General features: G+C 65.9%; 21 protein-coding genes and 1 pseudogene. 20 read left to right on the top strand and 2 right to left on the bottom strand.

All coding sequences use genetic code 11. The features are described 5' to 3' along the window. Nucleotides 1-8 precede the first annotated feature (8 nt). Nucleotides 9-1,448 (bottom strand): PPE domain-containing protein, encoded by a 1,440-nt coding sequence (locus tag LMQ14_RS20780; RefSeq protein WP_267731423.1) that lies wholly within the window; start codon nucleotides 1,446-1,448, stop codon nucleotides 9-11. A 316-nt stretch (nucleotides 1,449-1,764) separates the two neighbouring features. Between LMQ14_RS20780 and LMQ14_RS20785 the strand changes: the two genes are divergently transcribed. Next, complete coding sequence (locus LMQ14_RS20785) at nucleotides 1,765-2,412, top strand: response regulator (protein ID WP_267731424.1); 648 nt, start codon at nucleotides 1,765-1,767, stop codon at nucleotides 2,410-2,412. Between the two features lie 2 nt (nucleotides 2,413-2,414). On the opposite strand, the gene LMQ14_RS20790 is transcribed toward LMQ14_RS20785, so the two are convergent. Further along, entirely contained in the window at nucleotides 2,415-3,659 is a 1,245-nt protein-coding gene (locus LMQ14_RS20790) for a sensor histidine kinase (RefSeq protein ID WP_267731425.1), read from the bottom strand. Between the two features lie 113 nt (nucleotides 3,660-3,772). Here LMQ14_RS20790 and LMQ14_RS20795 point away from each other — a divergent pair. The 19 genes and pseudogenes from LMQ14_RS20795 to nuoF all read left to right on the top strand — a co-directional run. Continuing rightward, nucleotides 3,773-3,922, top strand: a pseudogene (locus LMQ14_RS20795) (oxidoreductase); the annotation flags it as partial. A 129-nt stretch (nucleotides 3,923-4,051) separates the two neighbouring features. Continuing rightward, nucleotides 4,052-5,020 (top strand): NADPH:quinone oxidoreductase family protein, encoded by a 969-nt coding sequence (locus tag LMQ14_RS20800; RefSeq protein WP_267731426.1) that lies wholly within the window; start codon nucleotides 4,052-4,054, stop codon nucleotides 5,018-5,020. A gap of 210 nt (nucleotides 5,021-5,230) precedes the next feature. Then, entirely contained in the window at nucleotides 5,231-6,322 is a 1,092-nt protein-coding gene (locus LMQ14_RS20805; protein ID WP_267731427.1) for a homogentisate 1,2-dioxygenase, read from the top strand. Beyond that, nucleotides 6,322-7,521: an alpha/beta fold hydrolase gene (locus LMQ14_RS20810; RefSeq protein ID WP_267731429.1), complete on the top strand. Its 1,200-nt coding sequence runs from the start codon at nucleotides 6,322-6,324 to the stop codon at nucleotides 7,519-7,521. Before LMQ14_RS20805 ends, LMQ14_RS20810 begins: the two co-directional genes overlap by 1 nt. Next, the gene (locus tag LMQ14_RS20815) at nucleotides 7,518-8,723 is read left to right on the top strand and encodes a CaiB/BaiF CoA transferase family protein (protein WP_267731430.1); all 1,206 of its coding nucleotides are present in this window, start codon (nucleotides 7,518-7,520) and stop codon (nucleotides 8,721-8,723) included. The genes LMQ14_RS20810 and LMQ14_RS20815 overlap by 4 nt, the downstream gene beginning before the upstream one ends. Next, nucleotides 8,720-9,616: a hydroxymethylglutaryl-CoA lyase gene (locus LMQ14_RS20820; RefSeq protein WP_267731432.1), complete on the top strand. Its 897-nt coding sequence runs from the start codon at nucleotides 8,720-8,722 to the stop codon at nucleotides 9,614-9,616. The genes LMQ14_RS20815 and LMQ14_RS20820 overlap by 4 nt, the downstream gene beginning before the upstream one ends. Further along, the gene (locus tag LMQ14_RS20825) at nucleotides 9,616-10,245 is read left to right on the top strand and encodes a TetR/AcrR family transcriptional regulator (RefSeq protein WP_267731433.1); all 630 of its coding nucleotides are present in this window, start codon (nucleotides 9,616-9,618) and stop codon (nucleotides 10,243-10,245) included. The genes LMQ14_RS20820 and LMQ14_RS20825 overlap by 1 nt, the downstream gene beginning before the upstream one ends. 24 nt (nucleotides 10,246-10,269) lie before the next feature. Continuing rightward, nucleotides 10,270-11,508, top strand: coding sequence for an acyl-CoA dehydrogenase family protein (locus LMQ14_RS20830; RefSeq protein ID WP_267731434.1), 1,239 nt, complete (start codon nucleotides 10,270-10,272; stop codon nucleotides 11,506-11,508). Then, nucleotides 11,505-12,488, top strand: coding sequence for a phosphotransferase family protein (locus LMQ14_RS20835; RefSeq protein WP_267731435.1), 984 nt, complete (start codon nucleotides 11,505-11,507; stop codon nucleotides 12,486-12,488). The genes LMQ14_RS20830 and LMQ14_RS20835 overlap by 4 nt, the downstream gene beginning before the upstream one ends. Continuing rightward, nucleotides 12,485-12,823 (top strand): DUF6285 domain-containing protein, encoded by a 339-nt coding sequence (locus tag LMQ14_RS20840; RefSeq protein ID WP_267731436.1) that lies wholly within the window; start codon nucleotides 12,485-12,487, stop codon nucleotides 12,821-12,823. Before LMQ14_RS20835 ends, LMQ14_RS20840 begins: the two co-directional genes overlap by 4 nt. Before the next feature lie 9 nt (nucleotides 12,824-12,832). Next, a complete protein-coding gene (locus tag LMQ14_RS20845; RefSeq protein WP_267731438.1) occupies nucleotides 12,833-13,234 on the top strand; it encodes a nuclear transport factor 2 family protein in 402 nt (133 codons plus the stop codon). Between the two features lie 8 nt (nucleotides 13,235-13,242). Then, nucleotides 13,243-13,779: a YceI family protein gene (locus LMQ14_RS20850; RefSeq protein WP_267731439.1), complete on the top strand. Its 537-nt coding sequence runs from the start codon at nucleotides 13,243-13,245 to the stop codon at nucleotides 13,777-13,779. A 30-nt stretch (nucleotides 13,780-13,809) separates the two neighbouring features. Then, on the top strand, nucleotides 13,810-14,211 hold the full coding sequence (locus LMQ14_RS20855) for a hypothetical protein (RefSeq protein ID WP_267731440.1): 402 nt from the start codon (nucleotides 13,810-13,812) through the stop codon (nucleotides 14,209-14,211). A 241-nt stretch (nucleotides 14,212-14,452) separates the two neighbouring features. Then, a complete protein-coding gene (locus LMQ14_RS20860; RefSeq protein WP_267731442.1) occupies nucleotides 14,453-14,830 on the top strand; it encodes an NADH-quinone oxidoreductase subunit A in 378 nt (125 codons plus the stop codon). A 9-nt stretch (nucleotides 14,831-14,839) separates the two neighbouring features. Then, nucleotides 14,840-15,394 carry a NuoB/complex I 20 kDa subunit family protein gene (locus LMQ14_RS20865; protein ID WP_036467525.1) on the top strand — a complete coding sequence of 185 codons (555 nt, stop codon included), beginning with the start codon at nucleotides 14,840-14,842 and terminating at the stop codon, nucleotides 15,392-15,394. Further along, complete coding sequence (locus LMQ14_RS20870) at nucleotides 15,391-16,119, top strand: NADH-quinone oxidoreductase subunit C (protein WP_267731445.1); 729 nt, start codon at nucleotides 15,391-15,393, stop codon at nucleotides 16,117-16,119. The genes LMQ14_RS20865 and LMQ14_RS20870 overlap by 4 nt, the downstream gene beginning before the upstream one ends. Next, complete coding sequence (gene nuoD, locus LMQ14_RS20875) at nucleotides 16,119-17,444, top strand: NADH dehydrogenase (quinone) subunit D (RefSeq protein WP_267731446.1); 1,326 nt, start codon at nucleotides 16,119-16,121, stop codon at nucleotides 17,442-17,444. Before LMQ14_RS20870 ends, nuoD begins: the two co-directional genes overlap by 1 nt. Then, nucleotides 17,441-18,214, top strand: a complete 774-nt coding sequence (gene nuoE / locus LMQ14_RS20880) for an NADH-quinone oxidoreductase subunit NuoE (RefSeq protein ID WP_267731448.1) — start codon at nucleotides 17,441-17,443, stop codon at nucleotides 18,212-18,214. The genes nuoD and nuoE overlap by 4 nt, the downstream gene beginning before the upstream one ends. Further along, nucleotides 18,211-19,527 (top strand): NADH-quinone oxidoreductase subunit NuoF, encoded by a 1,317-nt coding sequence (gene nuoF, locus LMQ14_RS20885; protein WP_267731449.1) that lies wholly within the window; start codon nucleotides 18,211-18,213, stop codon nucleotides 19,525-19,527. The genes nuoE and nuoF overlap by 4 nt, the downstream gene beginning before the upstream one ends.

Here is a 19,527-nt window from a genome sequence, read left to right on the forward strand (position 1 = left end):
CGGTGAGGTTAGCCGCGCGCCGGGGACCCCTCGGCGCGGCGTCGGCCGATGACGCCCTCAGTCCACGCCCGGTCTTCGGTGTAAAGCGCTCCGTCCTCCGATGGCACCCGTTTGCCCTTGCCGGCACCCTGGCCCTGACCGCCCTGACCGCCCATCGGCATGCCACCCATACCGCCGCCCGCCCCATTCAACTTGGCGTACCCGGCCGGGACCTGGATGCCAGCACCCGCGGCCGCTGGAGCCGCAGCGGCTGCCCCGGCTGCCGCTCCGGTGTTTGTCCACGCTTGCAAGGGCAGTTTCGGAACGGCGGCCCCACCGCCGCCGCCGCCGAATGACGCCGGTTTGACCGGCGCCCCTTTCGGCAGGCCCTTCCCCGCTGCAGGGAGCGGCGGCACCGCGGCACCGTTCAACGCCGAACTGTCGGGCGTTGCCGGCGTTCCGCCCGTCGGCAGCGAAGGCATCGCGGGCAGGCCGGAAAGGCCGTCACCCGAGTTCAGCCCGTCAGTCAGGTCCCCCAAATCGAGGTCGCCGGAGCCAGCTCCGAAGTCGGCTATGCCGACGACGGTCGGGAACATGCTTGGATTCACCGGCGGCAGGGGTAATTGCGCGTTGTCAACGTAGATCTTCAACGCCTCTTCCGACTTATCCTGCAGGACTTGATACCACTCAACCGCGTAATGGACGTCCTGCGGAGCGTTTTCGACATACCACTTGTACCAATAATCGCAGTTCGATATGTCGAAGGGTCCGGGGTGTTCTCCGGGAATGTAGCTGATGTCGCTATCGCCGTTCGGATTGTGGTAATACGAACCGTTCGCGGCCCGAAGCTTTTTCTGGGCGTCGACAACTGTGAGTGCCTGCTCACCGAGCTTGCAGCACAGTTGCACCATCCCGAATATCCATTGCCGCTGTTGTTCGAAATTCGACTCGACCGCCGCCCGGGCGTCACCCTCCCAGTCGAGAAACGGCCGGAACCGGTACGCCTCCTGCTGGAGCGCCAGTTGGAAGGTGGTCCATTCGTGGGCAAACGCATGGAAGGCCGCGCCTTGGTCGCCGTTCTCGATATCCATGACCGCCTGCCTGACCGCGTAGTACGGGTAGTCAAACGGTGCGGACATCGGTATTGGCGCAGGCGGGTTGAACGACCAATCTTCGTCCGGGCCACTTCCGCTCGCGGAGGCCGGCGTGAGGTTCGACATGGACCCTTCGGTGTTGATCGCGTCCGCCCCTCCCTCGTCGACCTCTTGGTAGGCCTTGGCCGCGTCCCGCAGGGATTTCGCGAGGGATTTCCATTCCCTTGCACAACCCTTCAGATAAAGGCGGATGGCATCGGCGGAAAGTGCAATCTGGGTGGCCGCATCCTTGGTGTAAGAAAGGGCACACGGCGGGGCCGGGTTGATGGCCGGGATGGTGGGGAGCGGTTGCTCGAGTTCGGCGGCACGGGCCATCAACTCTTCGTATTCGACGCTCAGCGTCTGGGGCTGTGTCATGGCAGACCGTCTCCTTAAGAGCGCGATTCGAAAATTTGGCGTTTTGGCCCTCGTTGGCGTCCAACACGCATAACTATTCCGGCGCAGCCAGCCGAGGTCCCTCGCGCAAATGTCGGGTCCGGTGGATGAGATGTCCTCCCCCATTTGGGGGAGGAAAGTACGCACCGGTTGGCGCAAACCCCCTCCTCGCCGCCTCCGCCGGGCAAGAATGAGGACGCGCCTGTCGTCGGGGCGAGCGCACACGTGATCTCCGAGAGCCCGTGGAGCGCAGCCGATGTCACATCAACCAGACCGCGTCAAAGTGATCGTCGCCGATGACCACCCGGTAACCCGGGACGGCATCGTCCGGGCGCTGAAGGCGAGCGGGAAGATCGACGTGCTCGCGGAATTGGGCGACGGTCGCGCCGCGCTGGCCGCGATCCGCGAGCTAAAGCCCGCGGTGGCGCTGATCGATTACAAGATGCCCGAACTCAACGGGCTCGACGTGATCCGGGCGGTGGCGCGGGACGATTTGGGCACCTGTGTGGTGTTGCTCAGCGCTTTTGACGACAGCTCGGTCATCTACCAGGCCCTCGCCGAAGGCGCCGCGGGCTACTTGACGAAAGACTCGGACAGCGAAGAAATCGTGGCCGCCGTGCTCAAGTGCGCGAAGGGCGCGACATATCTGCCGACGGAATTGGCGGGGGCCCTGGCGGGTGAGGTGAAAGTTCGAGCCCGCGGAGACTCGGCGTTGTTGACACCGCGCGAGAGCGAGGTGGTGCGCATGATCGCCGCAGGCATGTCCGTCCCACAGATTGCCGCACGGCTGTTTGTCTCGCCGAGCACGGTGAAGACGCATGTGCAGAACCTCTACGACAAGCTCGGTGTTTCCGACCGGGGAGCCGCGGTGGCCGAGGCGATGCGACGCCGGCTGGTGGAGTGAACTCATCCGGGCAGTGGCAACTCCATGCAGACGTGTGTTCCCGCCGCGACGTCGACCACCCGCAGGGTTCCGCCGGCGGCCTCCACGCGCGCCCGCTGCGAAACGAGACCGATGTGCCCGTCGGCGAGGCGGCGCATCGCAATGTCACCGGTCATTCCCACGCCGTCGTCGATCACATCGAGATGGCATGCTCCCTCGCGGATCTTGAGCTTCACCGACGCGTGCGTCGCCTCGGAGTGGCGGACCACGTTGGAAAGCAACTCGCGAACCACCCCAAACACCATCGGGTCGGTAGCGTTTCGGCCCGGGTGATCAATGTCGGTCGTGATCGCGATGCCCACCCGGTCACCGGTGAAAGCGGCCAGCTTTTCCACCGCGGCGCCCAATCCGACTTGCTCGAGCACGGCCGGATGAAGCTCGAAAGTCGCCTCCCGCAATCGCCGTGAGGCGTCGTCGAGACTGCCGACCGCTCGGTGCAGCGGCTCGGCGGGCGTCTTCTTGGCGAAGTCGACGATGTCGCGCCGGGCCGCCAGGACGTCCTGTAGGGGCCCGTCGTGGATCGCTTCGGAGATTTCCCGGCGCTCGGTTTCCGAGGCGGTCATCGTCTCGGCGAGCAACGCATCGCGGGACGCCGTGATTCTGGCTAGTTCGGCGACGTAACGTCGGCGGAACAGAACGGCGTGTAGGGCTGTGCCACAGATGAATCCGTATATCGCCACGATGACCAAGGTCTTCGGCCAGCCCAGTTGATGCGGAATGACCGGGTCTTGAAGTATCGACGCGGTGAATGCGACGAACGCGAAGGTCAGGCCGACGGTGGCGCGCCACCCCGACAGATCCAGGGCGACCATGCGCGGCACCATCACCAGCAGCAGCAGCGGAATGTGCCCGCCGGGTGACAACAACTTGTAACCGACGATGAACACGACATCGACCATCGCGAAGAGGAACAGCGTGCGGTCGGTGGCCATCGACCGACTCGCCGGGGAGTGCGCGAAGACCAGAATGCCCGTCGCAATGAGCGCGTACACCGTGACCACCGCGTCGTCCGGTGCCCAGCTGATGAAATCCGTGTGGACAAACGAGTCCGCGATCATGATCGCTACGACGACCATGCGTTGTACCGACGCGACCCGCAATGAACGCCAACGATGTTCACTGAACACCGCGTCCAGCTCCGTGTCGGTGGTCCCGCCGCGCAGGGCCTTGCGAATCGTCCCGGACTCTGACACTTGCGACGGCTTCACTGCCATCCCCTAGATCGGCGGCCTGACTCGGGCTATGACCCGCCAAAGCCTATATGGGCGACTGAAAAGCGACCAAGCGAAAGCTCGGCGCCGGACGGGGCTAACGTCGTCGTATGGACGCTTTTCAGGCGCTGGTAGCCCGTCAAGACGGTGACCGGATCAGCGCGTCGGTCGAAACGCTGCGCCCGTCCGACCTACCGCCCGGTGAAGTGACGATTCGGGTGCTGTTTTCCAGCGTCAACGTCAAGGACGTGGTCGGGGTTTTGGACCGACTGCGTGCGGGCAGCTACTCCGGCCGCGCAGTGGTACGTGTCGCCGGCGGATTCTGAGCTGGCAGTAGGCTATTCGAGCGCTGGCCGGAAGATTCCGGCCCGATCAATGACGGAGGCGACATGCGCGCAGCACGGGTGACTCGGCTTGATGGTCCAGACGCGATCGAGGTGGCCGAGGTCGACGAACCCACCGGCGACGGGATCGTCGTGGAGGTGCATGCCGCCGGTGCCGCGTTCCCGGACGCGTTGCTGACCCGCGGCCTCTATCAATACCGGCCCGAGCCGCCGTTCGTGCTGGGAGCCGAGATCGCCGGGGTCGTACGATCGGCGCCGGACGGCGCACACGTGCAACCCGGCGACCGGGTTGTCGGCCTGACGATGCTCAACGGAGGCATGGCCGAGGTTGCCGTGCTCTCCCCCGACCGGGCGTTCAAGCTGCCGGACAACGTGAGCTTCGAGGCGGGCGCCGGCCTGCTGTTCAACGACCTGACGATGTACTTCGCGCTGACGGTGCGCGGCCGCCTGCAAAAGGGCGAAACCGTGCTGGTGCACGGCGCGGCCGGCGGGATCGGAACCTCGACGCTGCGGCTGGCGCCGGCGCTCGGGGCGTCGCGCACCATCGCGGTGGTCAGCACCGAAGAGAAGGCCCAGATCGCCACCACGGCAGGCGCGACCGACGTGGTGTTGGCCGACGGCTTCAAGGACGCGGTGAAGGAATTGACCAACGGCCGCGGCGTCGACATGGTCGTGGACCCGGTTGGCGGAGACCGGTTCACCGATTCGCTGCGTTCGCTGGTTGCGGGAGGACGGCTGCTGGTCGTCGGCTTCACCGGCGGTGAGATTCCCACAGTGAAAGTAAATCGGTTGCTGCTCAACAACATTGATGTTGTCGGTGTTGGCTGGGGCGCCTGGACGGGGACACACCCCGGGGCGTTGGACGAGCAATGGGCCGGACTCGAGCGCCTGCTCAGCTCGGGCCAGTTGGCTGCGCCGCAGCCGGAGGTCTACCCGCTGGAGCAGGCCGCCGCGGCGGTCGCGTCCATGGAGAATCGCACCGCCAAAGGAAAAGTCGTCCTACGCGTCCGCTGAACCCGTGGTTCGACCGCCACCGATTCCGGCGGAGGGGCGCCACGCTTTGCCCGCCTCCGAGCGACAACGAACGAGTCGGGAGCGGGTCCAGCCATACTTGTCGCTGTGAGGCGGGCAAAAAGCCGCACCCTTGTGCCCGACCAAAAGAGAAAGTAATGTCACTTTTAGTTTTATCGGCCTGACGAACCCGCCCACCACCCGGGAGTCACCATGGAATCCTTCATTCACCTGCGCAAAGGCAAGACGCCGCATCGCCTGCACGCCGACCTTGACGGCCTAAAAGACGACGAGCTCGGCCGCGGCGGATTCACCGGACGGACGGCCAACATCTACCGCCGCCACGACCCCACCGCCTACCGATCGTCCGGACCGCTGCGCCCGGTCGACGTGCTGTCCAGCGAGCTCAAGCCCAGCGATGCCACCGACGCCAACGGTGGACCGCTGCTGATGTTCAGCAACGACGACTGCCGCGTTCTGCTGAGCCGTCGGCACGAACCGATGCCCTACTTCGCCCGCCACGTCGACGGCGATCTGCTGTCCTTCGTCCACCAAGGCGCCGGACTACTGGAGACCGAGTTCGGTCCGCTGCGCTACCGGGAGGGCGACTGGGTCTACATCCCGAAGGCGTGCACCTGGCGCCAAGTTCCGGATCGCGAAACCACGCTGTTGATGATCGAGGCCACCGACGAGTTCCGGGTGCCACCGCCCGGCCCACTGGGCCGGCACTTCCCGTTCGACCCGTCACAGGCCACGATTCCCGAGCCGGCACCGATCGAGGACGACGGCCGCGACGAGTACGAGGTTCGGCTTGTTCACGAGGGCGGGCCGACAACGCTTACCTACCAACATAATCCGATCGACGTCGAAGGATGGCGCGGCGACAACTTCGCGTTCACCTTCAACATCGACGACTACAACGTGATCACCTCCGACAGCGTCCACCTGCCGCCGACGGTGCATCTGTTCATGCAGGCGACCGGCGTGTACGTGATGAACTTCCTGCCCAAGCCCGCCGAGGGCGTGGCCGGCACCGAACGCACACCCTGGTATCACCGCAACGTCGACTACGACGAAATCGCGTTTTTCCACGGCGGCTCGCTCTACGGCATCCCGATGCCACCGGGCCTGATTTCCCATGCGCCGCAAGGGGTTCACCACGGTGCGCCGGAGAAGGCGCGCGAACGAGCGCGCCGCAAGTTCGACGAGCATTCGCGCGTCGACTGGCAGGTCATCGCAGTCGACACCCGCCGGCGCCTGACACCGTCACCCGAAGTACTGGCACACGATTTAGGACAACACTGATGAGTCAAGCCGTAAGACAAACGGTCAAACACGACTACGAAAGAATCCCGTATCTGGTTGCTTTCCAGAACAATTCCAACGTCCGCGACGTCTACGGCGGTCTGGCCGAGATCACCGTGCTGGAGAGCTATCTGCTCAAGCCTAAAGACAAGCCGTCGGACACCGTCCTGGTGTTCATGCACCCGATCGGCGGCGGCGCCTATCTGCCGATGATCAACGCGCTGGCCCGCGCCGGCCACCACGTCATCTACTGCAACAGCCGGTTCCGCGGCACGGATTCGGCACTGCTGATGGAAAAGGTGGTCGAAGATCTCGGCGAGTGCATCAAGGACGCCAAGAACCGGCTGGGCTATACCAAGGTGGTGCTGGCCGGGTGGAGCGGCGGCGGCTCGTTGTCGGTGTTCTACCAGCAGCAGGCGCAGCACGCGACGATCACGTCGAGCCCGACCGGCGACGGGCCCGACCTGACGAAGCTGGAGCTGCCCGCCGCCGACGGCATCATGCTGCTGGCCGCCCACATCAGCCGGCACGGCACGCTGACCGAGTGGCTCGACGCCTCCATCCTCGACGAATCCGACCCCACCAAGCGTGATCCCGAGCTGGATCTGTACAACCCCGACAACCCCAACCAGCCGCCCTACACCGAAGAATTCCTGGACCGGTACCGTCGAGCTCAGATCGACCGCAACCGCCGCATCACCGCATGGGCGAAAGAGAAGCTGGCTGAATTGACCGCTCAGGGCCGCCCCGACGACGAGTTCGGATTCGTCGTGCACGGCACGATGGCCGACCCCCGCTGGCTGGATCCCACCGTCGATCCCAATGAGCGCACACCGGGAACCTGTTACCTGGGCGACCCCCGGGTGGTGAACATGAGCCCGGTCGGGCTGGCCCGCTTCTCGACGCTGCGCGGCTGGCTGTCGCAATGGAGCTACGACGAAGCCCGCGGCGACGGCGTGGACTGCGGGCGCGACATCGCGATCCCCGCGCTGGTGATCGGCAACCTGGCCGACGACGCCTGCACACCCAGCCACACCCGGCGGCTGTTCGAGGCGATCGGGCATCACGACAAAGAGCTGCACGAAATCCCAGGCGCCACACACTATTACGCTGGCCCGGACCAGCGCGACAAGTTGCGCGCGGCCGTCGACATCGTCACCGACTGGCTGATCAGGCACGAATTCGCGAGCGCCGAATGAGCGTGAGCGGACCGCTGGACGGCATCCGGGTGCTCGAATTGGGCACCTTGATCGCGGGTCCGTTCGCCGGCCGCTTGCTCGGGGACATGGGCGCCGACGTCATCAAGGTTGAGCCGCCGGGTGCACCGGACCCGCTGCGCAACTGGGGCCAGGCCGAACACGAGGGGCACCACGTGTTCTGGACCGTCGCCGCGCGCAACAAGAAGGCCATCACGCTGGACCTGCGCCGGCCGCGCGGCCGCGAGCTGTTCCTCGAGCTCGTCGAGAAGTCCGACGTCGTGGTGGAGAACTTCCGTCCGGGCACGCTGGAGAAGTGGGACCTGGGCTACGACGTGCTCAGCGCGCGCAACGCCGGCATCATCCTGGTCCGGGTGTCCGGCTACGGGCAGACCGGGCCCGACGCCCACAAGGCGGGCTACGCCTCGGTCGCCGAGGCCGCCAGTGGACTGCGACACCTCAACGGTTTTCCCGGCGGACCACCGCCCCGGCTTGCGCTCTCGCTGGGCGACAGCCTGGCCGGCATGTTCGGCGCCCAGGGCGCGATGGCCGCACTGTACCGCCGCAGCGTGACCGGGCGTGGACAGGTCGTCGACGTCGCGCTGACCGAATCATGCTTGGCCATCCAGGAATCCACGATTCCCGACTACGACGTCGGTGGCGTGGTGCGCGGACCGTCGGGCACCCGGCTGGAAGGCATCGCGCCGTCCAACATCTATCGCAGCGCCGACGATTCATGGGTGGTGATCGCCGCCAACCAGGACACGGTGTTCGCCCGGCTGTGCACGGCGATGGGACGCCCGGAGCTGGCCGGCGACGACCGGTTCGCCACCCACACCGCGCGCGGCCGCAACCAGGACGAGCTCGACAAGATCATCGGCGACTGGGCCGCCGAGCGACAACCTGGGGACATCGTCGAAACCCTTTCTGCCGCAGGCGTGATCGCGGGCCCCATCAACACCGTCGCAGAGGTGGTCGAAGACCCGCAACTGCGGGCGCGCGGCATGCTGGTCGAGCACTACGACGAACGCCTCGAACGTAATGTGTTGGGGCCCGGCGTCGTTCCGGTGCTCTCGGAGTCGCCGGGCGGTGTCCGCCACGCCGGGCCGGCCTGCCCGGGACGACACAACGACGACATCTACGCGGGGCTGCTGGGCAAGACCGCCGAAGAGCTCGAGGCGTTGCGAGGCGAGGGGGTGCTGTGAACCGGCACGTTGATATCCGTGAGGTGGCGCTGCGCGACGGGCTGCAGATCGAAAAGCCAATCCCGTTGTCGGCCAAGCTGGAATTGCTCGCGGCGGTGGCCGCCACCGGCGTGCGCGAGGTGGAGGTCACGGCTTTCGTGTCCCCGACGAAGGTGCCGTCGATGGCCGACGCCGCCGAACTCGCCGCCGAGCTGCACAACTACCCCGACATCGAATTCTCCGCCCTGGTCGCCAGCCCCAATGGTGCCAAGCGTGCCGTTGCCGCCGGACTGCGGTCGATCGAATACGTGGTGGCCGCCGACGACACGTTCAGCACGGCCAACGTCGGGCGCACCAGCACGGAAGCCGCCGACCAGATCGACGAGATCGTCGCGATCGCGCACGGCAGCGGCGTCACGGTCGAGGTCGTCATCGCGACCGCGTGGGACTCGCCGTTCGAAGGCCCCACCCCACCGCAGCGGGTGCTGGAGATCGCTGCGGCCGCCCGCGACCGCGGAGCCGACCGGCTGTCGATCGCCGACACCATCGGCACCACCACCCCGGGCCGGGTGAGTTCGCTGATCGCCCAACTGCGTCCGGTGATCGGCGACGTGCCGCTGGGCGCACACTTCCACAACACCCGCGGCGCCGGGCTGGCCAGCGCGTACGCGGCAGTCACCGCCGGCGTCACCCGACTGGACGCCTCGGTCGGCGGGCTGGGCGGTTGCCCGTTCGCGCCCGGCGCCACCGGCAACATCGCCACCGAAGACCTGGTCTATCTGCTGACCGACAGCGATATCGACGTCGACGTCGACCTGCAGGCCGCGATCGCCGCCGCCGGCGTCGCGAAATCGGCTGTCCGCCATGACCTGCCGAGCGCGCTGCTGCGTGCGGGCGACCGGATCCGGGACTGATGGGTGTGTCCGCCCCCGATGCGTCGCGGGAGCTGACATCCAAAGGCCGCCAGACCAGGCAGGCCATCGAACAGGCCGCGCGAAAACTGTTTGCCGAACGAGGATTTCACGGCACCACGCTGGCCGATATCACGTCGGCGGCGGGAAAATCTCCGGCGGTTTTCTACCGGTATTTCGCCGACAAGGAAGACCTGCTGGCCGCGCTGGCGGAGTCTTTCCTGCACGACGTCGTGGCCCCGTCCGGGTTGAGCGTGCACCTGCCGGATTCCGCAGACGACGACGCGTTCTTCACCTCGGTGGTCACCGGCTACTGGAACATCTTCAAGCAGAACATCGGCATCATGATCGCAGTCTCGCAGTTGGCGGCCACTCAGCCGCGGTTCGCGGCTGTGCAGAACGAGTTTCGCAGGTTCGGCATGGACATCGTGGCCGCCTCGGTGCGGCGCGCCCATGACCAGGGCTACAGCAGCGAGCTCAACCCGCAACACACCGCGGCCGCCATCGCGCTGCTGTTCGAGAACTTCACCACCGTCTTCGTCGGGCAGTCTGGTCTCGGGATGGAGATCAGCGACGAGGACGCGATCGCTACCCTGTCGACGGTGTGGAAGAAGACTCTCTATGGCGCGTAACGCGAGAACCTCGAGGAGATGACTATGGATTTCACTCTTCCAGAACACCTTCCGAGCGTCCTGGCCGAGATGGATGCGTTCATCGAGGCCGAGATCAAGCCGCTGGAACGCGAAAACATCCAGTATTTCGACCAGCGCCGGGAGCATGCCCGCACGGATTGGGACAACGACGGCATCCCGACTGAAGAGTGGGAGGAACTGCTCGCGGAGATGCGCCGGCGTGCCGATAAGGCGGGCTGGCTGCGCTACGGACTGCCGGCCTCGCTGGGCGGCCGCGACGGTACCAACGTCGACATGGCGGTGATCCGGGAACACCTGGCGCACAAGGGACTTGGGCTGCACAACGACCTGCAGAACGAGTCGTCGATCGTCGGGAACTTTCCCCAGGTGATCATGATGGAGCGGTTCGGCACCGACGAGCAACGCCGCGTGTGGTCCGAGGCGTTGATCACCGGCAAGCGGTCCATGGCATTCGGACTGACCGAGCCTCAGCACGGTTCCGACGCGACCTGGCTGGAAACCCACGCCCAGCGCGACGGTGACAGCTGGGTGATCAACGGCTCCAAGCGGTTCAACACCGGCGTCCACCGCGCCACCCACGACTTGGTCTTCGCCCGCACCTCCGGCGAGCCGGGACAAGCCCGGGGTATCACCGCGTTTCTGGTCCCGACCGACACGCCCGGATTCACGGTCCCCTACTACTGGTGGACGTTCAACATGCCCACCGACCACGGCGAAGTCGAATTGACCGATGTGCGAATCCCCGCCGACGCGGTGCTCGGTGAGGTCGACCGCGGCCTCGAGGTCGCGCAAACGTTCCTGCACGAGAACCGGATTCGCCAAGCCGCCAGCAGCCTGGGTGCGGCGCAATACTGCATCGATCGTGCCGCCGAATACGCCGCCAAGCGCATCGTGTTCGGCAAGCCGCTGTCGGTCAACCAGGCCGTGCAATGGCCGCTGGCCGAGCTGCAGACCGAAGCGCAGATGGTGCGGCTGCTGGTGCAATTCGCCGCCTGGCACCTGGACCGCGACCACCACCTGGAGGTGTCGGACAAAGTGTCGATGGCGAACTATCGCGCCAACCGGCTGGTCTGCGATGCCGCCGACCGGGCCATGCAGGTCTTCGGCGGCCTCGGCTACAGCCGTCATGAGCAATTCGAGCACATCTACCGCCACCACCGCCGCTACCGAATCACCGAGGGCGCCGAGGAAATCCAGATCCGCCGAGTGGCGCAGCGGCTGTTCAAGTTTGGCAAGCAGTGACCGAGGAGCTGGCCGCCAAACTGGCACCCGTGTTGGTGCCAATACTCGGCGCCGACACCGCGATCGAGAACCTACGCGCGCTCACCGGTGGTGCCAGCCGCACCACGTGGGCGTTCGACGCGGTCACCGGCGGTCAACGCCGCGCGCTGATCCTGCGCATCGGCCCACCCGATGACGTGCACGCCGGCATGGAGCTCGAGGCCCGCTCGCAGGCCGCTGCCGCCGCGGCCGGTGCGCCGGTCCCCCACGTCCTGGTCGCCGACGATTCGCCTGCCGCACTGGGCAATCCGTTTCTCGTCTGCGATGAGATCAAGGGCGAGACGATCGTCCGGCGCATTCAACGCCAGCTCGATACCGCCAACGGGCACGCCCGCCGCACCGAGCTGCTCCGGCAATGCGCGCAGGCCCTGGCCGCCATTCACCGGGCCGACCCGCGAATTCCCGGCCTGGCCTACGAGGACCAGCTCGTGGAATACCGCGAACGGCTCGACGCGATGAACGACACCACCGCCACCTTCGAATGGGCCTTTCGCTGGCTGGCCGCCCACCGCCCGCAACAATCGGCGAGGGTGCTGGTGCACGGGGACTACCGGATGGGAAACCTCATCGTCGACGGGTCCGACCTGGCCGCGGTCCTCGACTGGGAGCTGGTGCACCTCGGCGAGGCCTATGAAGACCTGGCCTGGTTCTGCATCCGCGCCTGGCGGTTCGGCGCTCCGGCCAGCCTTGGCGCCGGCGGCCTCGGCAGCATCGAGAGCTTCGTGCGCGACTACGAGCTGGCCAGCGGGACTACCGTCGACCGGGTGGCGCTGCACTGGTGGCTGGTGCTGGCCACGCTGCGCTGGGGTGTCATCTGCCGCTTCCAGGCGGAGCGGCATTTGAGCGGTCAATCCCGTTCGGTCGAGCTGGCGACGATAGGTCGCCGGGTAAGCGAGACGGAGTGGGACATCCTCAACCTGCTCGAGGAGGTCAGGTCGTGATCGGCGCTTACGGCCGCCCGCTGGCGGCCGAACTCGTGGCCGCGGTGGCCGAATTCCTGGAAACCGACGTCCGGGCGGCGACCAGCGGACAGGTCAACTTCCACTCCCGGGTCGCCGCCAACGCGTTGCGCATCGTCGAGCGCGAACTGCTCGACGAGAGCGAGGCGGAATCGCGAGCCGCGCTGGCCGGCTTGGGTTTCCCCGACGAGGAACAACTTGCCGCCGCCATCCGGGCCGGCGAGCTGGACGAGCGCGCCGCCGACGTCCTCTCCGGCCTGAGGACCCTGGTGCGCAATCGGTTGGCGGTTGCCCATCCCGGATACGACAGCGAATAGGAGCCTGCCATGCCCGCCGCTACTGCCGAGGTCGTCGTCGACACGGCCGACCAGCTGTTCTCGTCGATCGTCGACGGCGACAAGGCCGCGGTCGATCGGCTGTGGAGCGACGACATCGCGGTGTGGCGGGTGGGCGCCAGCCGGGACAACGACAAGGCCCGCGCGCTGAAAGTCATCGACTGGTTCATCGGTGTGACCACCGAGCGTCGCTACGAAATCCTCGATCGCCGGCTCTTCGACGACGGATCGATCAGCGGCTTTGTCCAGCAGCACGTCCTGCACGCCACCGGTCAAGCCGGCCAATCGATCTCCATGCGCGTTTGCATCGTGATCAGGGTGGGCACAAATGGTCTGATCGACCGGATCGACGAATACTTCGACCCCGCCGAGATCGCGCCGCTGATGAGGTGAGACGGACTATGACAACGCTGGAAACACTGCTGAACGATCCCGACCTGGCCGGGGTATGGAACATCGTTGCGGACCGGTCGGCCGTGACGTTCAAGATCAGGAACATGTGGGGCCTGCTGAACGTCAAGGGCCGCTTCACCGAGTTCGCCGGCGACGGACAACTCACCGGCAATGGCGCGGTCTTCGGCCGCCTCGACATCCATACCGCGTCGGTGAACACCGGTATCGGCCGTCGCGACGAGCATCTGCGCTCGGCCGATTTCTTCGATGTCGAGCGCTTTCCCGAGATCAGCGTCGTCATCACCGGGGTACACCCGACCGAAGGCAAGGCGGCGGAGCTGCGCGCCAGCTTGACCATCAAGGGCGTCACGGCGCCGGTATCGCTGCCCGTCACCGTCACCGAGGCCGGCGACGGTTCTATCCAAATCTCGGGCGAAACCAAGATCGATCGATCCCAGTTCGACATCGGCTGGAACAAGTTCGGCGTGATCGCGCCGACGGCGAAGGCGGCGGCGCAGGCCGTTTTCGTGCGGTCCGGCCAATAAAGCCGGGCACGCACCAGTAGCATCTGCACCGTGCCCGACGCCACCATCGCTCTGCGGATACTCGTCTACAGCGACAACCCCAACACCCGCGACACAGTGAAGCGGGCACTGGGCAAGCGCCTGCACCCGGATCTGCCCGAGTTGAACTACGTCGAGGTGGCTACCGGCCCGATGGTGATCCGCACCATGGATGAGGGCGGCATCGATCTGGCCATCCTCGATGGCGAAGCGACGCCGACCGGCGGCATGGGAATCGCCAAACAGCTCAAAGACGAACTCGAGACCTGCCCGCCGATCCTGGTGCTCACCGGTCGTCCGGACGACGCATGGCTGGCGACCTGGTCACGCGCCGAGGCCGCGGTGCCGCATCCGATCGACCCGATCGTGCTGGGTCGCACGGTGCTCGGGTTGCTCCGCGCTCCCGCCATCTAGCCCCGCGGCCCCGCTTCGATACCGGCCGACGGCCGAGCGTTCCCGACTGCCCGCCGATCACTTGTTGGCTAAACTCGGCGAAGACCACAGCCGAGTGATTACCATCACCCCGAGCACGTGTCCCAGCCACCTCAACGCTATGTTGAAGATCACTGCGACGGGCTACAGACCCAGCTCGTCACAGCAGCCCGGTCGCCGCCTGGTCGCTTTATAGGCGGCCCACGACGGATCTTGGAGCGAGTTGAACGTCTACATACCCATCCTGGTGCTCGGCGCAATCGCCGCCGCCTTTGCTGTGGGCTCGGTGGTGATCGCGAGCCTGGCCGGCCCGTCGCGCTACAACAAGTCGAAGATGGCGGCCTACGAATGCGGAATCGAGCCGACCGAGACGTCGGTGAGTGGCCCGCATGCGACGCCCGGGCAGCGGTTTCCGGTGAAGTATTACCTGACCGCAATGCTTTTTATCGTGTTCGACATCGAAATCGTGTTCTTGTATCCGTGGGCCGTCAGTTACGACGCACTGGGAATGTTTGCTCTGGTCGAGATGGTGGTGTTCATGCTCACGGTCTTCGTGGCCTACGCCTACGTGTGGCGCCGCGGCGGCCTGACATGGGATTGAGGTAAAACCGTGGGCCTGGAAGAACAGCTACCCGCCGGCATCCTGCTCGGGACTGTCGAGAAGATCGCCGGCTACGTCCGCAAGAACTCGCTGTGGCCGGCAACGTTCGGTTTGGCCTGTTGCGCGATCGAGATGATGGCAACGGCCGGACCACGGTTCGACATCGCACGGTTTGGGATGGAGCGGTTTTCGGCAACACCGCGCCAGGCCGACCTGATGATCGTGGCCGGGCGGGTGAGCCAGAAGATGGCCCCGGTGCTGCGCCAGATCTACGACCAGATGGCAGAACCGAAATGGGTGCTGGCCATGGGCGTCTGCGCGTCGTCCGGCGGGATGTTCAACAACTATGCGATCGTTCAGGGCGTGGACCACGTGGTTCCGGTGGACATCTACCTCCCCGGCTGCCCGCCTCGTCCGGAGATGCTCTTGTACGCAATTCTCAAGCTGCACGAGAAGATTCAGGAAATGCCGCTCGGCGTGAACCGCGAGCAGGCCATCGCGGAAGCCGAGCAGGCGGCACTGGGCGCCCGGCCCACCATCGAGATGCGTGGACTGCTGCGATGAGCTCACCGGAGCAGGACCCGAAGGTAGCCGCCAGCGAAGTGGGCGGCGCGCTGCCCTCGCCCGACGAAGAAGTGATCAACGTACGCCGTGGCATGTTCGGCATTTCGGGTTCGGGTGACACGTCCGGATACGGACGCCTGGTTCGGGAGGTCACGCTCCCGGGCAGCAGCTCCCGCCCGTACGGCGGTTACTTCGACGACGTGGTGGACCGGCTCGCGGACGCCCTCAAGGCCGGCGACATCGAATTCGAAAACGCCATAGAGAAAGTCGTCGTCGACCGCGACGAACTGACGTTGCACGTGCGCCGCGAGGCACTGCCCCAGGTGGCCCAGCGTCTGCGTGACGAACCCGAACTGCGCTTCGAGATGTGCCTGGGTGTCAACGGCGTGCATTACCCGCACGAGACCGGCCGCGAATTGCACGCGGTCTACCCGCTGCAGTCGATCACGCACAATCGCCGCGTCCGGCTGGAAGTGTCTGCGCCCGATGGTGATCCGCACATCCCATCGCTGTATGGGATCTACCCGACCAACGACTGGCACGAGCGCGAGACGTATGACTTCTTCGGCATCATCTTCGACGGACATCCGTCGCTGACCCGCATCGAGATGCCGGACGACTGGCAGGGCCATCCGCAACGCAAGGACTACCCGCTCGGCGGAATTCCCGTCGAGTACAAGGGAGCACAGATACCCCCGCCCGACGAGCGGAGAGCGTACAACTAATGAGCACAATCACTGACTCGACGCCCGATGGCGGCGCCGAAACTGTCGTGGTCGCCGGCGGCCAGGACTGGGGGCAGGTCGTCGAGGCCGCCCGCGCCGCGGATCCCGGTGAACGCATCGTCGTCAACATGGGGCCACAGCACCCGTCCACCCACGGGGTGTTGCGGCTGATCCTCGAGATCGAAGGCGAGACCGTCACCGAGGTCCGCTGCGGAATCGGCTACCTGCACACCGGAATCGAGAAGAACCTCGAATACCGGTACTGGACGCAGGGTGTCACCTTCGTAACCCGGATGGATTACCTGTCACCGTTTTTCAACGAGACCGCCTACTGCCTCGGCGTCGAGAAGCTGCTCGGCATCACCGATGAGATCCCGGAGCGGGTCAACGTCATCCGCGTCATGATGATGGAGCTCAACCGGATCTCCTCGCATCTGGTCGCGCTGGCCACCGGCGGTATGGAACTGGGCGCCATGACACCGATGTTCGTTGGCTTCCGGGGACGCGAGATCGTCCTGACCCTGTTCGAAAAGATCAGCGGTCTGCGGATGAACAGTGCCTACATTCGCCCGGGCGGGGTGGCGCAGGACTTACCGCCCAACGCCGAAGCCGACATCGTCGAGGGCCTCAAGGGGCTCCGGCAGGTGCTGCGCGAAATGGGCGATCTGCTCAACGAAAACGCCATCTGGAAAGCGCGGACCCAGGACGTCGGCTACCTCGACCTGGCCGGCTGCATGGCGCTGGGCATCACCGGCCCGATCCTGCGTGCCACCGGATTGCCGCACGACCTGCGCAAGAGCGAACCCTACTGCGGGTACGAGAACTACGAGTTCGACGTGATCACCGCCGACACGTGTGATGCCTACGGGCGCTACATCATTCGCGTCAAGGAGATGTCGGAGTCGATCAAGATTGTCGAGCAGTGCCTGGACAAGCTGAAGCCGGGGCCACACATGGTCGAGGACCGCAAGATCGCCTGGCCCGCCGACCTGAAGGTAGGCCCCGACGGCATGGGTAACTCGCCCGAACACATCGCCAAGATCATGGGCGGCTCGATGGAAGCATTGATCCACCACTTCAAGTTGGTCACCGAGGGCATCCGGGTGCCGGCCGGCCAGGTCTACAGCGCGGTGGAATCACCCCGCGGCGAACTCGGCGTGCACATGGTCAGTGACGGCGGAACCCGGCCTTACCGAGTGCATTACCGGGATCCCTCCTTCACCAATCTGCAGTCGGTCGCCGCGATGTGCGAGGGCGGCATGGTCGCCGACTTGATCACCGCGGTCGCCAGCATCGACCCGGTCATGGGCGGAGTCGACCGATGACGGCGCCGGTGGGTGGAAACGGCTCTGGCGAGCGGGTATTCATCCGGCTGGGGCCGCCGCCGGAGGAACCCAACCAGTTCGTCGTCGAGGGTGCGCCACAGTCGTATCCGCCCGAGGTCCGGGCGCGGCTGGAGGTCGACGCCAAGGAGATCATCGGCCGCTACCCCAACAAGCGTTCGGCGTTGTTGCCGTTGCTGCACTTGGTCCAATCGGAGGATTCCTACCTGACACCCGCTGGCCTGGAATTCTGCGGCGAGCAGCTCGGACTGACCGGCGCCGAGGTATCGGCGGTGGGCAGTTTCTACACGATGTACCGACGCGGCCCCACCGGCGATTACCTGGTCGGCGTCTGCACCAACACGCTGTGCGCGGTCATGGGCGGCGACGCGATATTCGATTCGCTCAAAGAGCATCTCGGCATCGGCAACGACCAAACCACCTCCGACGGGTCGGTCACCCTGCAGCACATCGAATGCAACGCCGCGTGCGACTTCGCGCCCGTGGTGATGGTCAACTGGGAGTTCTACGACAACCAGACCGTCGAATCCGCGCGCGGACTCGTCGACTCGTTGCGCTCCGGCGAACCCAAAGCGCCCACCCGCGGTGCGCCGCTGTGCAAGTTCCGCGAAACGTCGCGCATCCTGGCCGGTCTCGCCGACGAGCGGCCCGACGAAGGCCAGGGCGGCGTCGGCCCGGCCACGCTGGCCGGGCTGCGGGTGGCGAAGGAGAAGGGCATGGAACCCCCGCCGGCTCCCGGAGGCAAGTCATGACCACCCCGCTGACCCCGGTCATCAGCCGCTACTGGGATGACCCGAAGTCGTTCACGCTGGAGACCTACCAACGTCACGACGGCTACAAGGCGTTGCAGAAGGCGCTGGCAATGGAGCCCGACGCGGTGATTGGGGCCGTGAAGGACTCGGGCCTGCGCGGTCGCGGCGGCGCAGGCTTCTCGACCGGAACGAAGTGGTCGTTCATCCCGCAGGGCGACTCCGGCCCGGCCGCCAAGCCGCACTACCTGGTCGTCAACGCCGACGAATCAGAACCCGGTACGTGCAAAGACATTCCGCTGATGCTGGCGACGCCCCACCTGCTGGTGGAGGGCGCCATCATCGCCTCCTACGCCATCCGGGCCAGCCACGCCTTCATCTACGTGCGCGGCGAAGTGGTGCCGGTGCTGCGCCGGCTGCAGAACGCGGTCGCCGAGGCTTACGCCGCAGGCTTTTTGGGCCGCGACATCAACGGATCCGGCTACGACCTGGAGCTGGTGGTACACGCCGGTGCTGGCGCCTACATTTGCGGTGAGGAAACCGCGCTGCTGGAGGGTCTGGAGGGTCGACGCGGCCAGCCCCGGCTGCGCCCGCCGTTCCCCGCCGTGGCAGGGCTTTACGGCTGCCCCACGGTGATCAACAACGTCGAGACCATCGCCAGCGTGCCGTCGATCATTCTCAACGGCGTCGAATGGTTCCGGTCGATGGGCAGCGAGAAATCGCCTGGCTTCACGCTGTATTCGCTGTCCGGGCACGTCACCCGCCCCGGCCAGTACGAAGCCCCGCTGGGCATCACGCTGCGCGAGTTGCTCGACTACGCCGGTGGCGTCCGCGCCGGACACCGGCTGAAGTTCTGGACACCGGGCGGATCGTCGACACCGCTGCTGACCGACGAACACCTCGACGTGCCACTGGATTACGAGGGTGTGGGCGCGGCCGGCTCGATGCTGGGCACCAAGGCGCTGGAGATCTTCGACGAGACCACCTGCGTGGTCCGCGCGGTCCAGCGTTGGACCGACTTCTACCAGCACGAATCGTGCGGCAAGTGCACGCCCTGCCGGGAAGGCACCTTCTGGCTCAGCCAGATCTACGCGCGCCTGGAATCCGGCAAGGGCACCAACGAAGATCTCGACAAGCTGCTGGACATTTCCGACGCGATACTCGGAAAGTCGTTCTGCGCGTTGGGAGATGGCGCGGCCAGCCCGGTGATGTCGTCGATCAAGCACTTCCGCGACGAGTACATCGCCCACGTCGAAGGGGGCGGCTGCCCGTTCGACCCACGAGACTCCATGCTGACGGCGAACGGAAAGGCGTGA

Origin of the sequence: Mycobacterium sp. Aquia_213 (genome assembly GCF_026625985.1) — a bacterium.
GTDB lineage: Bacteria > Actinomycetota > Actinomycetes > Mycobacteriales > Mycobacteriaceae > Mycobacterium.

Excerpts from the sequence above, each read along its gene's own strand:
- LMQ14_RS20805 (WP_267731427.1), top strand. The coding sequence starts at position 5,231 with ATGGAATCCTTCATTCACCTGCGCAAAGGCAAGACGCCGCATCGCCTG.
- LMQ14_RS20810 (WP_267731429.1), top strand. The coding sequence starts at position 6,322 with ATGAGTCAAGCCGTAAGACAAACGGTCAAACACGACTACGAAAGAATC.
- LMQ14_RS20815 (WP_267731430.1), top strand. The coding sequence starts at position 7,518 with ATGAGCGTGAGCGGACCGCTGGACGGCATCCGGGTGCTCGAATTGGGC.
- LMQ14_RS20850 (WP_267731439.1), top strand. The coding sequence starts at position 13,243 with ATGACAACGCTGGAAACACTGCTGAACGATCCCGACCTGGCCGGGGTA.
- LMQ14_RS20780 (WP_267731423.1), bottom strand. The coding sequence starts at position 1,448 with ATGGCCCGTGCCGCCGAACTCGAGCAACCGCTCCCCACCATCCCGGCC.
- nuoD (WP_267731446.1), top strand. The coding sequence starts at position 16,119 with ATGAGCACAATCACTGACTCGACGCCCGATGGCGGCGCCGAAACTGTC.
- LMQ14_RS20870 (WP_267731445.1), top strand. The coding sequence starts at position 15,391 with ATGAGCTCACCGGAGCAGGACCCGAAGGTAGCCGCCAGCGAAGTGGGC.
- LMQ14_RS20825 (WP_267731433.1), top strand. The coding sequence starts at position 9,616 with ATGGGTGTGTCCGCCCCCGATGCGTCGCGGGAGCTGACATCCAAAGGC.
- LMQ14_RS20785 (WP_267731424.1), top strand. The coding sequence starts at position 1,765 with ATGTCACATCAACCAGACCGCGTCAAAGTGATCGTCGCCGATGACCAC.
- LMQ14_RS20800 (WP_267731426.1), top strand. The coding sequence starts at position 4,052 with ATGCGCGCAGCACGGGTGACTCGGCTTGATGGTCCAGACGCGATCGAG.
- LMQ14_RS20845 (WP_267731438.1), top strand. The coding sequence starts at position 12,833 with ATGCCCGCCGCTACTGCCGAGGTCGTCGTCGACACGGCCGACCAGCTG.
- nuoF (WP_267731449.1), top strand. The coding sequence starts at position 18,211 with ATGACCACCCCGCTGACCCCGGTCATCAGCCGCTACTGGGATGACCCG.
- LMQ14_RS20830 (WP_267731434.1), top strand. The coding sequence starts at position 10,270 with ATGGATTTCACTCTTCCAGAACACCTTCCGAGCGTCCTGGCCGAGATG.
- nuoE (WP_267731448.1), top strand. The coding sequence starts at position 17,441 with ATGACGGCGCCGGTGGGTGGAAACGGCTCTGGCGAGCGGGTATTCATC.